14 protein-coding genes are annotated in these 15,623 nt (G+C 70.0%); 9 read left to right on the top strand and 5 right to left on the bottom strand.

From position 1 onward, the window contains the following. Positions 1-11 precede the first annotated feature (11 nt). From AB5I40_RS13920 to AB5I40_RS13900, 5 genes are all read left to right on the top strand, one after another. Complete coding sequence (locus AB5I40_RS13920; protein ID WP_370938909.1) at positions 12-1,769, top strand: DEAD/DEAH box helicase; 1,758 nt, start codon at positions 12-14, stop codon at positions 1,767-1,769. A 349-nt stretch (positions 1,770-2,118) separates the two neighbouring features. Further along, entirely contained in the window at positions 2,119-3,255 is a 1,137-nt protein-coding gene (locus AB5I40_RS13915; RefSeq protein ID WP_370938907.1) for a substrate-binding domain-containing protein, read from the top strand. 96 nt (positions 3,256-3,351) lie between these two features. Then, on the top strand, positions 3,352-4,125 hold the full coding sequence (locus AB5I40_RS13910; RefSeq protein ID WP_370938906.1) for an ATP-binding cassette domain-containing protein: 774 nt from the start codon (positions 3,352-3,354) through the stop codon (positions 4,123-4,125). 17 nt (positions 4,126-4,142) lie between these two features. Beyond that, positions 4,143-5,576 carry a sugar ABC transporter permease gene (locus AB5I40_RS13905; protein ID WP_370938905.1) on the top strand — a complete coding sequence of 478 codons (1,434 nt, stop codon included), beginning with the start codon at positions 4,143-4,145 and terminating at the stop codon, positions 5,574-5,576. Positions 5,577-5,598: 22 nt separating this feature from the next. Next, the gene (locus AB5I40_RS13900) at positions 5,599-6,768 is read left to right on the top strand and encodes an ROK family protein (RefSeq protein ID WP_370938904.1); all 1,170 of its coding nucleotides are present in this window, start codon (positions 5,599-5,601) and stop codon (positions 6,766-6,768) included. A 717-nt stretch (positions 6,769-7,485) separates the two neighbouring features. On the opposite strand, the gene AB5I40_RS13895 is transcribed toward AB5I40_RS13900, so the two are convergent. Then, a complete protein-coding gene (locus AB5I40_RS13895; RefSeq protein WP_037358805.1) occupies positions 7,486-7,665 on the bottom strand; it encodes a hypothetical protein in 180 nt (59 codons plus the stop codon). 341 nt (positions 7,666-8,006) lie between these two features. Here AB5I40_RS13895 and AB5I40_RS13890 point away from each other — a divergent pair, with 341 nt between their 5' ends. The 3 genes from AB5I40_RS13890 to AB5I40_RS13880 all read left to right on the top strand — a co-directional run bounded on the left by AB5I40_RS13890 (position 8,007) and on the right by AB5I40_RS13880 (position 10,961). Further along, positions 8,007-8,807, top strand: a complete 801-nt coding sequence (locus AB5I40_RS13890) for a DMT family transporter (RefSeq protein ID WP_370940515.1) — start codon at positions 8,007-8,009, stop codon at positions 8,805-8,807. Positions 8,808-8,871: 64 nt separating this feature from the next. Further along, positions 8,872-10,224: a glutamine synthetase gene (locus AB5I40_RS13885; RefSeq protein ID WP_370938903.1), complete on the top strand. Its 1,353-nt coding sequence runs from the start codon at positions 8,872-8,874 to the stop codon at positions 10,222-10,224. Then, positions 10,212-10,961, top strand: coding sequence for a hypothetical protein (locus AB5I40_RS13880; RefSeq protein WP_370938902.1), 750 nt, complete (start codon positions 10,212-10,214; stop codon positions 10,959-10,961). Before AB5I40_RS13885 ends, AB5I40_RS13880 begins: the two co-directional genes overlap by 13 nt. Positions 10,962-11,166: 205 nt before the next feature. On the opposite strand, the gene AB5I40_RS13875 is transcribed toward AB5I40_RS13880, so the two are convergent. Then, on the bottom strand, positions 11,167-11,535 hold the full coding sequence (locus AB5I40_RS13875; RefSeq protein ID WP_370938900.1) for a winged helix-turn-helix transcriptional regulator: 369 nt from the start codon (positions 11,533-11,535) through the stop codon (positions 11,167-11,169). On the opposite strand from AB5I40_RS13875, the gene AB5I40_RS13870 reads away from it, so the two are divergent. Then, positions 11,517-12,230, top strand: coding sequence for an NAD(P)-dependent oxidoreductase (locus AB5I40_RS13870; protein ID WP_370938899.1), 714 nt, complete (start codon positions 11,517-11,519; stop codon positions 12,228-12,230). The two genes, AB5I40_RS13875 and AB5I40_RS13870, sit on opposite strands and share 19 nt — an antisense overlap. 2 nt (positions 12,231-12,232) lie before the next feature. Here the strand turns inward: AB5I40_RS13870 and AB5I40_RS13865 are convergent, their stop codons facing one another. Genes AB5I40_RS13865 through AB5I40_RS13855 form a run of 3 tightly spaced genes read right to left on the bottom strand, consistent with a single transcriptional unit; the run spans position 12,233 to position 15,565 of the window. Beyond that, a complete protein-coding gene (locus AB5I40_RS13865) occupies positions 12,233-13,666 on the bottom strand; it encodes an APC family permease (protein ID WP_370938897.1) in 1,434 nt (477 codons plus the stop codon). Between the two features lie 40 nt (positions 13,667-13,706). Beyond that, a complete protein-coding gene (locus tag AB5I40_RS13860) occupies positions 13,707-14,360 on the bottom strand; it encodes a response regulator (protein ID WP_370938896.1) in 654 nt (217 codons plus the stop codon). After that, positions 14,357-15,565 carry a sensor histidine kinase gene (locus tag AB5I40_RS13855; protein ID WP_370938895.1) on the bottom strand — a complete coding sequence of 403 codons (1,209 nt, stop codon included), beginning with the start codon at positions 15,563-15,565 and terminating at the stop codon, positions 14,357-14,359. Before AB5I40_RS13855 ends, AB5I40_RS13860 begins: the two co-directional genes overlap by 4 nt. Positions 15,566-15,623 lie beyond the last annotated feature (58 nt).

Genomic DNA, 15,623 nt, shown 5'->3' with positions numbered 1-15,623 from the left:
CCGAGGAGGGGGTGAACCGAGTTTTGTCCGAGACGACCCAGCCGGTCCTCGGGGCGCCGCCCGCAGAGAAGGACTCCACCGCGCGCCCGCTGCGCGCCTGGCAGCGCCGCGCGCTCACGAAGTACCTGTCGAGCCGGCCGAAGGACTTCCTCGCGGTCGCGACGCCGGGCGCGGGCAAGACCGTCTTCGGTCTCCGGATCGCCGCCGAACTGCTTTCGGACCGCACCGTCGAGGCCGTCACGATCGTCACGCCGACCGAGCACCTGAAGCACCAGTGGGCGGCCTCGGCCGCGGCGGCGGGCATCCCGATCGACTCGAACTTCCGCAACACCACCGGCGTCACGTCGTCGGACTACCGCGGCGTCGCGGTCACCTACGCGCAGGTCGCCGCGCACCCCACGCTGCACCGGGTGCGCACGGAGAACCGCAAGACGCTGGTGATCCTCGACGAGATCCACCACGCGGGCGACGCGAAGTCCTGGGGCGACGCGACCAGCGAGGCGTTCACGCCCGCGGTGCGCCGCCTCGCGCTCACCGGAACCCCGTTCCGCAGCGACGACTCGCCCATCCCGTTCGTCACCTACGAACCGGACGGCGGCGGGTTCCAGCGCAGCAAGGCCGACCATTCCTACGGCTACTCCGACGCGCTCGCCGACGGCGTGGTCCGGCCGGTCGTCTTCCTCGCCTACTCGGGCGAGGCGTCGTGGCGCACGAGCGCGGGCGAGGAGTTCACCGCGCGGCTGGGCGAGCCGCTCACCGCGGAGCAGAACGCGCGCGCCTGGCGCACGGCGCTCGACCCGGCGGGCGAGTGGATCCCGGCGGTCCTGCAGGCCGCCGACACCCGGCTCAGCCAGGTGCGCCAAGGCATCCCCGACGCGGGCGGCCTGGTGATCGCCACCGACCAGGAGACCGCGCGCGCCTACGCCAAGATCCTGGAACGGATCTGCGGCGAAACGCCGACGCTGGTGCTGTCCGACGACCCGAAGGCGTCCGGGCGGATCAAGGAGTTCTCCGAAACCAAGGAACGCTGGATCGTCGCGGTCCGGATGGTGTCCGAGGGCGTCGACGTCCCGCGGCTGGCCGTCGGCGTGTACGCGACCAGCGCGTCCACCCCGCTGTTCTTCGCACAGGCCATCGGCCGCTACGTGCGGGCCCGGAAAAAGGGCGAGACGGCGAGCATCTTCCTGCCGAGCGTCCCGGTGCTGCTGGAGCTGGCCAGCGAGCTGGAAGCGCAGCGCGACCACGTGCTCGGCAAACCGCACCGGGAGAAGGAAGGCTGGGACGACGAACTGCTCGCCCAGGCCAACCGCACCGAGGACGAACCGGGCGAGGAAGAGAAGGCGTTCACCTCGCTGCACGCCTCGGCCGAGCTCGACCAGGTCATCTACGACGGCAACTCGTTCGGCACCGCGGTCTTCTCCGGCTCCGACGAGGAGCAGGAGTACCTCGGCCTTCCCGGTCTGCTGGAGCCGGACCAGGTCCGCGCGCTGCTGCGCAAGCGGCAGGAAGAGCAGATCACCGACGAGAAGCGGCGCAAGCCGAAGACCGAGGAACCGGCCGCGCCGCCGGTCCGGTCGCAGTCGGTGAGCGAACGGCTCGGCGCGCTGCGCAAGGAGCTCAACGCGCTGGTCGGCGTGTACCACCACCGCACGAAGAAACCGCACGGCGCGATCCACAACGAACTGCGCCGCCAGTGCGGCGGTCCGCCCACCGCGATGGCGACGGTGGAGCAGCTCGAAGAGCGGATCGTCACGCTGCGCTCCTGGTAGTTCTTCGGGTCGAACAGCGGGGCGCACGGCGTGGTCGTGCGCCCCTGCTCCTGGTAGAACGGGTCGTCCGGTTCGATCCGGGTGCCTGAACGGGCACCGTCGTGCCTTGGACCGGACAAGACCGGACAACTTCTCATTACGCTCGGTGCGTGGCAGGGATCACTCAGTCAGCGCACCGCGAATATGAGGGCTGCGTTGCCGAACCGTGTCCATTTGGTGTCGGTTACTCGATCCCGGCATCTTCCCCAGAGCCGCTCGGCGGCATATGTTGTCGGCCACAACATATCTGCGACGGTGCACGGGGACCCCTCCCGATCACCCCGCGAGCATGATCGGAGAAGGAACGAGGATGCGCACCAGAACCCTTACCCTCCTCGCCGCGACGGTGAGCGCCGGCCTGGCGCTTTCGGCGTGCGGCGCCAACAGCGCGGGCTCCGGCAACTCGGGGGACAGCAAGAGCTCCGCCTCCGCCCCGGCGGGCGGCGGCGCCAGCGGCAAGGTCGGCGTGATCCTGCCGGAGACCGCCACTTCGGCCCGCTGGGAAGCCTTCGACAAGCCGATGCTGCAGGCCGCGCTCTCCGCGCAGGGCTTCAGCGCCGACATCCAGAACGCCCAGGGCGACAACCAGAAGTTCTCCACCCTCGCCGACGGCTTCATCAGCTCGGGCGTCAAGGTGCTGATCATCGCCCCGTCCGACCCGGCGGTCGGCGCGGCGATCGAGGCCAAGGCCAAGAACGCGGGCATCCCGGTCATCGACTACGACCGCCCGAGCCTCGGCGGTTCGGCCGGCTACTACGTCTCGTTCGACAACGAGAAGGTCGGCGAGATCCAGGCGCAGGGCCTGGCCGACGCGCTGAAGAGCAAGCCGGGAGCCAACGTCGTCCAGATCGAGGGCGCGCCGACGGACAACAACGCGACTCTGTTCGCCAACGGGCACGACAAGGTCCTCAAGCCGCTGTACGACTCCAAGGCGCTGAACCTCGTGCAGAAGCAGGCCATCGACAACTGGGACGCCCAGGTCGGCGGCACGACCTTCGAGCAGATCTTCACCCGCGTCAACGGCAAGGTCGACGGCGTCGTCGCGGCGAACGACGAGCTGGCCGGCGCGATCATCACCGTGCTGAAGAAGAACGGGCTCAACGGGAAGGTCCCGGTCACCGGCCAGGACTCGACCCCGGCCGGCCTGCAGGCGATCCTGCGCGGCGACCAGACGCTGACGATCTTCAAGCCGATCAAGGAAGAGGCGGAGAACACCGCGAAGCTCGCGGCCGCGCTGGCCAAGGGCGACACGGCCGCCGCGGACGCGATCGCCACCGGCAAGCTGCACGACCCGAAGAACAACCGCGACCTGAAGTCGGTGCTGCTGCAGCCGCAGCTGATCACGATCAAGGACATCAAGACCGTCGTCCAGCAGGGCTACGTCAAGGCGTCCGACATCTGCACCGGCGACCTCGCCGCCAAGTGCACCGAAAACGGCATCTCCTGACGCCGCAGTAACTCCCCGCCAAGAGCAGCCGGGCCGGGACGCGTTCCCCCGACACGCGTTCCGGCCCGGCATCCACGCGAGAGACAAGCGAATCCCATGAGCGAGCCCATTCTCGACATCACCGACCTGAACAAGAGCTTCGGCCCGGTGCACGTCCTGCACGACGTGGACTTCGCCGTGCGGGCAGGCGAAGTGACCGCGCTCGTCGGCGACAACGGGGCCGGCAAGTCCACTTTGGTCAAATGCATCGCGGGCATTCACCCGTACGACACCGGATCCGTCCGGTTCAACGGCACGGACGCGCACATCCGCGGTCCGAAGGACGCCGCCGAACTCGGCATCGAGGTCGTGTACCAGGACCTCGCGCTGGCCGACAACCTCGACATCGTGCAGAACATGTTCCTCGGCCGCGAGCGCGGCAGCAGCTGGCTGCTCGACGAGGCCAGCATGGAGAAGGCCGCGCGCGAGACGCTGGCGTCGCTGGGCGTGCGCACGGTGAAATCGGTCCGCACCCCGGTTTCCTCGCTGTCCGGCGGGCAGCGCCAGACCGTCGCGATCGCGAAATCCGTGCTGTGGAACAGCAAAGTGGTCATCCTCGACGAGCCGACCGCCGCGCTCGGCGTCGCGCAGACCAAGCAGGTGCTCGACCTGGTCCGCAGGCTGGCCGAACAGGGCCTCGGCGTGGTGCTGATCAGCCACAACATGGCCGACGTGTTCGAGGTCGCGGACCGGATCGCGGTGCTTTACCTCGGCCGGCTCGTCGCGGACGTCCAGACCAAGGACGTGACACACAGCCAGGTCGTCGAACTCATCACCGCGGGCCGATCGGGCGACCTCGGCCTGGCCCGTCCCGAAGCTGTCGCGCTGTGAGCGAGAAAGAACCTGCCATGACCGAAACTTCCGAGAAGCCGCAGACTCCGGACGCGCCCACCGGGGCGATCGCCGACTTCGGCATCGACACCACCTCGATGTCCACCGGCGAGGCGATCAAGGACTACTTCGCGCGGATGAAGGACGGGCAGCTCGGCTCGATTCCCGCCGTGCTCGGCGTGATCGTGCTCGCCGTCCTGTTCAGCGCGCTGTCCGGCGACTTCTTCACGCTGCAGAACATCGCCAACCTGCTGGAGCAGGGCGCGGGCCAGACCATCATCGCGATGGGCATCGTGTTCGTGCTGCTGCTGGGCGAGATCGACCTGTCCGCGGGCACCGCTTCCGGCGTCTGCGCGTCGCTGATGGCGCTGCACTATGTCCACAATGGAAACTTGCTGGGTTCCATGGGAACCGGCGTCTTCATCACGTTCATCGCGGTGCTCGTGCTCGCGGTGGTGCTCGCGCTGCTGCAGAAGATCTGGGCCGGGGCGGCGGTTTCGCTGGTCGGCATCGTGGTGATCCTGGTCGGCGCGCCGGTCAACGCGTGGGTCGAAATGCTCATCGCGGTCTGCACCGGCACCGCGATCGGCTGCATCACCGGTTTCCTCGTGTCGAAGATCGGGATGCCGTCCTTCGTCGTCACGCTGGCGCTGTTCATCGTGTGGCAGGGCGTGATCCTGCAGTTCGTCGGCGAAGGCGGCACGCTGCCGATCAGCACGAGCGACACGCTCAACGCGGTCGCCAACGGCAACCTCTCGGTCGCCGGCAGCTGGGTGCTGTTCGTGGTCGCGGCGGGCGGATACGCGGTGCTCGCGCTCGGACAGCACTTCTCGCGGCTGAAGCGCGGGCTGGTGGTCCAGCCGACGCCGATCGTGCTGGCGAAGGTCGGCGCCATCGCGGTCGTCGCGGCGGTCGCGACCTACTTGCTCACCATCAACCGCGCGTCGAACGACCTCGTCGTGATCGCGGGCGTGCCGTACGTGGTGCCGATCGTCCTGGTCCTCCTGGTGGCGGGCACCTACGTGCTCAACCGCACCAAGTACGGCCGGCACCTGTACGCGGTGGGCGGCAACAAGGAAGCCGCGCGCCGGGCCGGCATCAACGTGCCGAAGCTGCGCACCAGCGTGTTCGTGATCAGCTCGTCGTTCGCGGCGATCGGCGCGATCGTGTACTCGTCGAAGGTCGGCTCCGTCAGCGGCCAGTCCGGCGGCCTGAACACGCTGCTGTTCGCCGTCGGAGCCGCGGTCATCGGCGGCACCTCGCTGTTCGGCGGCAAGGGCCGGATCATGGACGCGGTCATCGGCGGCGCGGTGCTGGCGATCGTGAACAACGGGCTCGGCCTGCTCCAGCAGAAGGCCGCGGTGGTCAACATCATCACCGGTCTGGTGCTTTTGCTGGCCGCGACCGTCGACGCGCTCTCGCGACGGCGGGCTGAGGCATCGGCCCGCTGAGGGCTGATGGGAAGATGACGAGGTGAGCAGCCCGCCCGTCGCCCGCCCGGACGAGGTGCGCCGGCACAACCGCACGACCCTGTTGCGCCTGCTGCACGTCGGCGGGCCCAGTACGCGGGCTGCGCTGGCCACCGAACTGGGGCTCAACCGGAGCACCATCAAGACCCTCGTCGACGGCCTCGCCGAGGCGGGAGTGGTCGAGGAGAAAGTGCCGAGGCCGGGACGAGGGGCGGGCCGCCCCTCGCTCCTGGTCCTGCCGCAGCCGCACGCCGCGGTGGTGCTCGCGGTCGACCTGCAGGTCGAGCACGTGGCGATCGCGCTGGTCGGGCTCGGCGGGCAGATTCTCGGGCGCAACAGCTGGAATCTGCACGCCCGGACGCGGACCGCGGACGAGGTCATCACGCACGTGATCGAGTCGACCCGGGTGCTGGCCGGGGACCTCGGCGTGGAGCCGGTGGCGGTCGGCGTGTCGGTGCCCGGGGTGGTCCGGCGGGCGGACGGGCTGGTGCACGAGGCACCGAACCTGCGGTGGACCGATGTGGCGCTCGGGGACCGGCTGTCCGCGGTGCTGCGGATCCCGGTGCTGGTGGCCAATGACGCCGAGCTAGGGGCGGTTGCCGAGCATCTCCGCGGTGCGGCCCGGGGGTCTTCGGATTCGGTTTACGTATCCGCGGACGTCGGCGTGGGCGGCGGGGTGATTTCGCAAGGGTCTTCGCTTCGTGGCGGAGCGGGGTATGTCGGCGAGATCGGGCACATGGCGATCCGGCCTGGCGGGCGGGCTTGCTATTGCGGGAGCCGCGGGTGCTGGGAGACCGAGATCGGCGAGGCGGCGTTGTGCCGGGCGCTGGGGCTGCCTGAGGACACGCCTCGTGGGGCGATTCTCGTTGAGCTGCGTGAGCTGGGGTCGGATGCTGACTCGGCTGCTGCTCGGCTCGAGGAGTACGCGGAGTGGCTCACGTTGGGGTTGGTCAACGTGGTCAACCTGCTCGGGCCTGAGCTGGTGGTGCTGGGGGACTTGCTGACGGTGTTGCCGGAGTCGGTGATCCGGGCTGTCGCCGAGGAGGTTCGGCGGAGGAGTTTGGTTTCGCGGGCTGTCGGGGGGACTCGGATTGTGAGTTCCGCGTTGGGGGCGGATGTGAAGCTGCTGGGGGCGGCTGAGGTGGCGTTCGAGGTGGTTCTGGACACGGTTTGAGGCTTCTTTCCCTGTGGCGTTGCACGCCACAGGGAGGTTGCGGGTGGGCACCCCGAAGCCTGATTGTGATGACGGGCGGCGGGTGATTGTCAAGGCGGGAAAGATGCCTTGACAAGCACCCGCCGCCCGCATTTCGGCTTCGTATCGGGGTGCGGGAGGGGGCTGGGCGCCCCGCCTGGGTGAGTGCACCGGCTGCGGGTGCGGGCGGGGGCTTTTGATGTACGTGAGGGGAACCCTGAGGGAATCAGATTCCCTCAGGGTTCCCCTCACGTACGGCAGCGGCAGGTGACGAGCCTTCTGGGGCTCTGTGGAGCCCTGTGGTGTCTGAGGTCCGTGAAGGGCTCCTTGAGGGAATCAGATTCCCTCAAGGAGCCCTTCACGGACCTCACGAGGCCGCTCCCTTGGTTTGACGGGCGGGAACGCATCGAGGCGGCGGGTGTGGATGGCCCGCGCGGGGACTGCCCGGCGGGCGTGCGGGACCGGCACTCGCCCAGCGGCTGGCGTGAGCGGGCCAGCACTCGCGGCATCAGCACTCGCCTGGGCAACAGCCTGTGAGGGGACTGCTCACGCCCAAACGGCAGGCACCGAGGCCATACAAACCCGAGGGCGCGAAACCCCAAGCCGCCCCGCCCGCTCGGTCGCCTAGCCCCGGAAACGCCGGAGGCGGCAAGCGCACGCGCGCCTGCCGCCTCCGGGTCGAATCTGTCGGTGAGCGATCTACTTCTGGATCTCCGCGGCCAGTTCCTTGAGCTTGGCCTCGTGCTCGCGGGCGTGGTGCCCGCAGAAGAGCAGCTCGCCTCCGGAGCTGAGGACTGCGCGTACCTGAGCTGCTGCTCCGCACCGGTCGCATCGGTCGGCTGCGGTCAATTCGGGGCGGGTGAGCGTCGGTGTTGTCATGGGGGTCTCCCTCCGTCCCGGCACCGGTCGCCCGGTGCCTCGATCCAGCTACGCCCACTTCGGTGTCGATGCCTTCGGCGGGGATCGCTTCCGGCTCCGCGGTGTTCGTGCTTCCACTCTTGCAGACGTTTGGCGGCCCGCAAGTGTTCCCGCGCCGGTGGGAGGTGCGTCACGCCGAATTAGCCCGGTTGCCGCAATGTCGTCCCATCCCGTAGGACCAGACCACCCGGAACGGAGCGTTTTCCGTGGTCAGGCACCATGCGGGAGTGGGCATTGCACTCTCTGCGAAACGCGTGAACGCGATTCCGGCGCCGGTCTTGTTCGTTCTCAGCGGAATTTCGATGTATGCCGGTGCGGCCATCGCGGTCGACCTCTTCGGGCACGCGACGCCGTCCGGAGTCGCGTGGTTGCGCTGTCTCGGGGCGGCCGTCGTGCTGCTGTTGTGGCGGCGGCCGCCGAAGGCTGCCTGGCGGGGCAAGCGGCTGCTGCTCGCGGGCGCTTTCGGCATCGTCACCGCGGGGATGAACGTGGTCTTTTACGAGGCCATCGCGCGGCTCCCGCTGGGCACCGTCGTGGCGCTGGAGTTCGTGGGGCCGGTCGTCGTGGCCGCGGTCGGGTCGCGGACGCGGCGGGACCTGATCGCGCTGGTGCTGGTGGCCCTCGGCGTGGTCGCGATCGCGGACGTGCGCATCGCGGGCAGTCCGCTCGGGGTCGTGTTCGCGCTGGCCGCGGCGGCCGCGTGGGCGGGGTACATCGTGCTCGGCAAGCGGGTCGCGATCGAAGGGGACGGGCTGGATTCGCTGGCGGTCGGGTTCGTGGTGGCGACCGTCACGCTGTCGCCGCTCGCGTTCGGCACCGGCGAAATGTGGGGTTCGCCACGCATGCTGCTGCTCGGGATCGGCGTCGGCGTGCTGTCGACCGTTGTGCCGTACGCGCTCGACCAAGTGGTCCTGCGCCGCCTCGGGCAGGCTCGGTTCGCGGTGCTGCTGGCGTTGCTGCCGGTGACGGCGGGCGTCGTCGGGTTCCTGGTGCTCGCGCAGGTGCCGAGTGTGATCGAGGCGGCCGGGACGCTCGCCGTCGTCGCGGGGGTGGCGTTGCGCAGCCGGGACGACGCCGGACCGGTCACTGAGCCGCCCGGGTGAACACTCGCGGATGGCCCGGGCGGCCCCGGCCCGCGATACTGATCCCGAGCCCGAGGAGGTTGCCATGACCAAGGCGGCGTCGGCGGCGGCGAAGGACCTGGCCGCGGCGGGGGTCGGTGGCGTCCATCTCGCCTGGGCGGACAACAACGGCATCCCGCGCTCGCGCGTGGTCCCGGTCGGCGGACTGGCCGACGCGGCGGTCCGCGGCGTGGGCGCGACCTCGCTGTTCGCGGTCTTCGACAGCCACGACGCCATCACCTACGCCCACTCCGGCCTCGGCACGCCGTCCGGCGACATCCGGCTCGTGCCGGTCGTGGAACGGCTCCGCCGGCTCGCCGGACAGCCCGCGCTCGCCTGGGCGCCGGTGCGGCAGCTCGCCGCGGACGGTTCGCCCTGGCCGTACTGCCAGCGTTCCGTGCTGGAGCGCCACGTTGCCGAGGCGGCGCAGCGCGGGCTCGAGTTCCGGGCCGGGTACGAGCTGGAGTTCTCCGTCGCACCGGCGGGCAGCGAGGACGTCGTGTCCGCGCCGGGGCATCGCGGGCCTGCGTACAGCCCGCATGCGCTCATCGGCTTGGACGACTTTGTCGCCGCGCTGCTGCACGATTTCGCCGCCAACGGCTTGCAGATCGGCCAGCTGCACGCGGAATACGGCGTAGCGCAGCTGGAATTGTCGCTCGCGGCTACGGATCCGGTGTCCGCGGCGGACGATCAGCTGCTGGCGCGCCAGACCATCCACGCGGCCGCGCACGCGCACGGCCTCGTGGCGAGTTTCGCGCCGATGATCGGCCTCGGCGCGGCCGGGAACGGCTGGCACCTGCACACTTCCGTCCGCCGCAAGGGACGCAACCTCCTGGCTGGCGACGGCGTACCGGAGGGCGAAGGCGCGGCCTACCTCGGCGGGCTGCTGCGGGATTTGCCCGCGCTGACGGCGATCACGGCACCGAGCGTGCCCTCGACGATGCGGTTGCGGCCCGGGTTTTTCGCTGGAGCGTATGCGTTCTGGGGCGTGGAAAACCGTGAAGCGCCGCTGCGGTACGTCCCGGGAACGGCGTTGCTCGGGACGGAACACGCGAATGTCGAGCTGAAAACGTCGGACGCGTCGGCCAATCCGTACCTCGCGCTGGCGGTCGTGCTCGCCGCCGGGATGGCCGGGATCGAGGATTCGGCGGTCCTGCCGGAGCCGATCGCCGAGGATCCGGGCGGCTGGAGCGAAGGGGAACGGAACACCGCGGGCGTGCTGCCGCTGCCGGCGAGTCCGTCCGAACAGGACACCGCGCTGCTGGCGAATCCGCGCGTGTCCGGGGCGCTGGGGGACGAGCTGCTCGGCGCGTTCCGCGCGGTGCGCGCCTCGGACGCGGCGTGGGCCGCCGAGCGGGCGCCCGAGGAGATCGTGGCGGCGCATCTGTGGCGGTACTGAACACGGGGCTTTCCGACGTCCACTGGCTTCCCGGCGGTGCGCGCCTGGTCGCCGAAGCCCGGGCGGAACTGCCGCAGAAGGACGGCTTGGCGGCGGCCTTCACCGCATTCGTGGCGTTGCGCGCGGCGGACATCGCGGTGCCGGACCAGGACGAGGTCGCGATCGCCGCCGGGACTGTGCGCGCACCGGTCAGCCTCCCGGCGGGCGCGTTGTCCCGCAACGACTTCCGGCTTCCGGTTCCCCTCGACGAGACGGCTGCGGGCACCTCCCTGGACGGGTTGGCCTCGGCGATCCGGACGTTGTCCGGGGAGCAGCTGGCGGTGGTTCCAGCGGTGGGGGAGTGGAGCGCGTCGACGGTCTCGGATTTGTTGCTGGGCCTGTGGGAATTGCCGCGAGTGGCGGTGCTGGCGCGCGTCGACCCGGCGGAACTGGGCGCGCCGGACACGCCGGAACGCGCGCTGCTGGACTATCTCGACACCGGCATCCCTCCACTGTGGACAAACCGGTGGCGGCCACCAGCGCCGCATCACGTGCTGATCGCCGGAGTACGGCTCGGTGCGGAGGGAACGCTGCTGTCCGTTGTGGACACTTACCGCGAACTGGGCGACGAAGGCGTGCACGACCAGCCGGTGGAATGGATCGCGGCGGGGCTGGAGTCGGTGCTGCTGGTCGCGGATGCCCGGCATGCGGAGGCGTTGACGCAGGCGGTTTCCTATGCCGGGTTGCGCACGGAGTAAGCCGCGAAAACGGCTCGCGAGGAGGGCTGAGCGGATGGCAGCCTTCGGCGTTCTCGCGGTGCGCGTCACCCGGAGGGGATGGGAGGAGGCGCTGTCCCGGGCACTGATGACGACCTCCGATCCGGTCGCAAGCCCAGCGGCTGTTGCCCGCGGAACGGGCGTATCCACTGCCCTCAGCGCTGGAAAACCGCTTGTGCCGCAACGACTAGCGGTCGTACTGCTCCTGCGCGTCCAGCAATTCCTCCCAATGCTCCGCGACCCAGCCGTACACCACCCGCATCGGCTCCAGCAGGCTGCGGCCAAGCGGCGTCAGCGCATACTCGACACCCAACGCGGGATCGGCATGCGCCGTCCGGGACACCAGCCCGGAACGTTCGAGGCCGCGCAGCGTCTGGGTGAGCACCTTCGGCGTGACCCGGTGCAACGGCACCCGCAGTTCGGAAAACCGCCGCGGACCGTCCTCCAGGCAGCGGATCACCAGCGCGGACCACTTGTCCCCGAAGCGGAACGGCACCATCGCGGACGGGCACAGTTCCTCGAACAGGTCGGGAGGCAATGGCTGCCGAACGGTCATCGCGGTCTCCTCTCAGTATCCCGGAGGGAACCGGCCCCCTGGCTACCTTCCAGAGCATCGGCACTCCAGGAGGTATTCCCACGATGAGCAAGATCGTCATTTTTGGCGCGGGCGGCCGGGCCGGACGGCAGGCAGTCGCCGAGGCGCGCCGGCGCGGGCACGACGTCACCGCGGTGGTCCGCGATCCCGCGCGCTATCCCGACCTAGCCGACGCCGTCGCCGGCGATGTCACCAACGCGGCAGACGTCTCCGCCCTCGCCGCCGGGCACGACGCGGTCATCAACGCGGCCGCGGTCTACGGCGAGGGCACCGACCCGCACGCGTTCTTCACCGACGCCGCGCACGCTCTCGTCACCGGTTTGCCGCAGGCCCGGCTGGTCGCGGTCGGGCTGTCCGCGCTGCTGCCCGCCGCCGACGGAACCTCGGTGCTGGATGCCATTCCGGCCGAGTTCCGGCCCTTCTGCCTGGCGCACGCGGCGGGGCTCGAGGTGTTGCGCGCCGAAGGCACCGAGCTGGACTGGGTGTACGTCAGCCCGGTCGGCGACTTCGACCACGACGGCGAGCGCACCGGTCGCTACGAAATCGGCGAGCACGGCGACCTCTCCGCCAAGATCTCGTACGCCGATTTCGCCGTGGCGTTGCTCGACGAGATCGAGCACCCGCGGCACCTCCGCGTGCATCTCGCGGTGGCCTGAACCTACTTCGCGAAGCGGGAGTGCTTGCGGCCGTAGAAGAAGTAGATCAGCAGGCCGATCACGAGCCAGGCGGCGAACCTGATCCAGGTCATCACGTCGAGGTTCAGCATCAGGTAGAAGCACGCCACCGCGGCGATGATCGGCAGCACCGGCGAGAACGGCACGGTGAACGGGCGCTTCAGGTCCGGGCGGCGCTTGCGCAGCACCGGCACCGCGACCGCGACGATGATCATCGCCGACAGCGCGCCGATGCTGACCATGTCGGCCAGCGCCGAGATCGGCACGAACGCCGCCAGCACGGCGATCAGCGCGGCCCCGCCGATGGTCATCCGGTGCGGCGTGCCCCAGCGCGGGTGCGCCGTGCCGATGGCCTTGGGCAGCAGGCCGTCGCGGCCCATCGCGAAGCCGATCCGGCCGATCGTGACCAGTTCGACCATCATCACCGACGTCAGCCCGGTGACCGCGCCGAGCGAGATCAGCGCGCCGACCCAATGCTGGCCGACCCGGTCGAACGCGTCCGCGAGCGGCGCGCCGGAGTCGATGTCGGTGTAGTGGACCATCCCGGTGAGCACGATCGACACGCCGATGTAGAGCACCGCGCACACGGCCAGCGCGCCGAGGATGCCGACGCGGAGGTCCTTGCGCGGGTTGATGGTCTCCTCGCCGAGGTTGGCGAGAGCTTCGAAACCGGTGTAGGCGAAGAACACGACGGCCGCGGCGGTGACCATGCCGGCGATGCCGTACACCGACTGCTCGAGCCCGAGCGCGGCCTGGACCACTGGCTGGTGCAACGCGTTCGCGCTGCTCGACGGCGGCTGCGCGGGCGGCACGAACGGGGTGAGGTTCGAGCCCTTCACGAAGAACACGCCCACGGCGAGGATCAGCACGCACACCGCGACCTTGACGAGCACCAGCACGTTCGTGAGCCACGAGGACTCCTTGATGCCGACCACGGCCACGACCGTCAGCACCGCGATGATCAGCACCGCGCCGATGTTGACCTTCGCGTCCTCGCCGAACCAGTCAGGCGACAGCCCGAGCAGGTTCGCGAGGTAGCCGGACCAGCTGCGCGACACCACGGCCGCGCCGAGCGCGAACTCCAGCAGCAGGTCCCAGCCGATGATCCAGGCGAAGATCTCGCCGAGGGTGGCGAAGGCGTAGGTGTAGGCGCTGCCCGCGGTCGGCACGCTGGAGGCCAGTTCGGCGTAGCAGAGCGCGGCGAGCCCGGCGACCACCGCGCCGATCACGAACGACAGCGTGACCGACGGCCCGGCGTGCGTCTTGGCCTCGACCCCGGCGAGGGTGAAGATCCCGGTGCCGATGATGATGCCGACGCCGAAGCCGATCAGGTCGCGTCCCCTGAGCCGCCGCTTCAGCTCGCCGGATTCCTGCCGCTTGAGGACTTCGTCGACGTCGAGAGTTCTCCGCACACCCATGGGGGAACGTTAGAAGGTGACGGCCGGATGCGCAGATCGGCTATCCGGGTGGTGTGAGGCCGTGGTCCTGCGCCAGGATCGCCGCCTGCACCCGGGAACGCAGCCCGAGCTTGGCCAGCACCCGGGAAACGTGCGTTTTCACCGTCGCCTCGCCGATGTACAGCCTGGCGCCGATCTCAGCGTTCGAAAGCCCGCCGCCAAGACAGCCCAGCACATCGCGCTCGCGTTCGGTGAGGTCCGCCAGCCCGGTCGGGGCAGGCGACGGCTCGGCCGGGGTGCTGGCGAAGGCCGCGATCAGCCGTTTCGTGACCTGCGGCGCGAGCACGGCTTCACCGGCCGCGACGAGCCGGACCGCCTCGATCAGCCGCGGTGCTTCCACCGACTTCAGCAGGAACCCGGCGGCCCCGGCGCGCAGCGCGGCGTGCACGTACTCGTCGAGGTCGAAGGTGGTGAGGACCAGGACTTCGGCGAGCCCTTCGGCGATCAGCTGCCGGGTGGCGGTGATCCCGTCGGTGCCGGGCATCCGGACGTCCATCAGCACGACGTCCGGCCGCAGCGCGCGGGCCTGGCGCAGCGCGACCTCGCCGTCGGCGGCTTCGCCGACCACCTCGATGCCGTCGGCGTTGCCGAGGATGAGCGCGAGCCCGGCGCGGATCGCGCCGTGGTCGTCGGCGACGAGGACTCGGATGGTCATGACGGCTCTCCGGCGAGGGGAAGTTCAGCGTGGACGAGCCAGCGCGGCCCGGACGGACCTGCTCGCAGGGTGCCGCCGACGGCGTGCGCGCGCTCGCGCATGCTCAGCAAACCGTGCCCGCCGCTGTCGGCCTGGGCCGGCGCGCCGAGCAGTTCGTTGCCGATCTCGACGGTCAGCGTGCCGTCGGCCACTCGCAGCCGCACCGTCGTCTGGCTGCCCGGCGCGTGTTTGACCGCGTTGGTGAGCGCTTCCTGCGCGATCCGGTACGCGGTGAGGTCGACTGCCGTCGGCAGTTCTTCGTCCACAGTGGAATCCACGGTCACCGTCATGCCCGCCGCCCGCGCCGATTCCACCAGCCTGGACAGTTCGGCCAGCCTCGCCGGGGCGGTCACCTCGTCGTCGGTGGACTCCGAACGCAACAGACCGATCATCGCGCGCATTTCTTCCAGCGCGCGCACGCTGTTCTCGCGCACCGCGACGAGCACGGTCTGCGCGGTCTTCGGATCGTCTGCCATGGACAGTGCCGCTTCCGACTGGATGGCGATGGCCGACAAATGCCCGGCGACGACGTCGTGCAGGTCGCGGGCCATCCGCGCACGCTCGGCCGCCACGGCCGCCTTTCGGTCCAGCGCGGCGATCGTCGCGAGCTGCTCGGCGTTGGCCCGTTCGGTCGACGCGATGTCGCTCTGCTGGCGCACATTCGCGCCCCACCACACTGGGACCAGAAGGAACGACAGCATGCCGAACACCCCGAACGCAGCCGCTCGCCAGCCCGCGATGGCCACGAAGACGAACAGCACGGCGAGCGTGGCGGCGGCGGTCACTCCGACCAGCACCCGGGCCGTGCGGCGGGAGCCGTGCAGGACCGCGGTGTAGAGGAAATCCGTGTACGCGACGGCGATCGGCAACGACAGGCCCAGCACGACGTCGACCCCGACGATGCCGGTCGCGATCAGCAGCCCCCACGGCACGGTCCGGCGCAGGAACAAGGCGAGGCACATCGCGCCGAGCTCGGCGAACCGGACCCAGACCGGATACGGATCGCTGTCCCCCTGCAGCCGGTGGACGTCGATGAGGTACAGCATCGTGCCGCCGGCGAACACCGCGAGCGCGACGAGGCCGTTCTGCTGCCACAACGGCAGTTCGCGCGGCCGGGGGAGGGCCGAGCGCAGGTCTCGCAAGCGCACCCGACCATGACAGCACACCGCGGCGGCCCGGTCGTCCTACGAAATGATGACCCCCCGATCGTGCCGACCGCTGACG

This window comes from Amycolatopsis sp. cg13, assembly GCF_041346965.1.
Lineage (GTDB): Bacteria > Actinomycetota > Actinomycetes > Mycobacteriales > Pseudonocardiaceae > Amycolatopsis.
The sequence above is the reverse complement of the archived record's forward strand: the minus strand, read 5'-3'. Positions and strand labels throughout refer to the sequence as shown.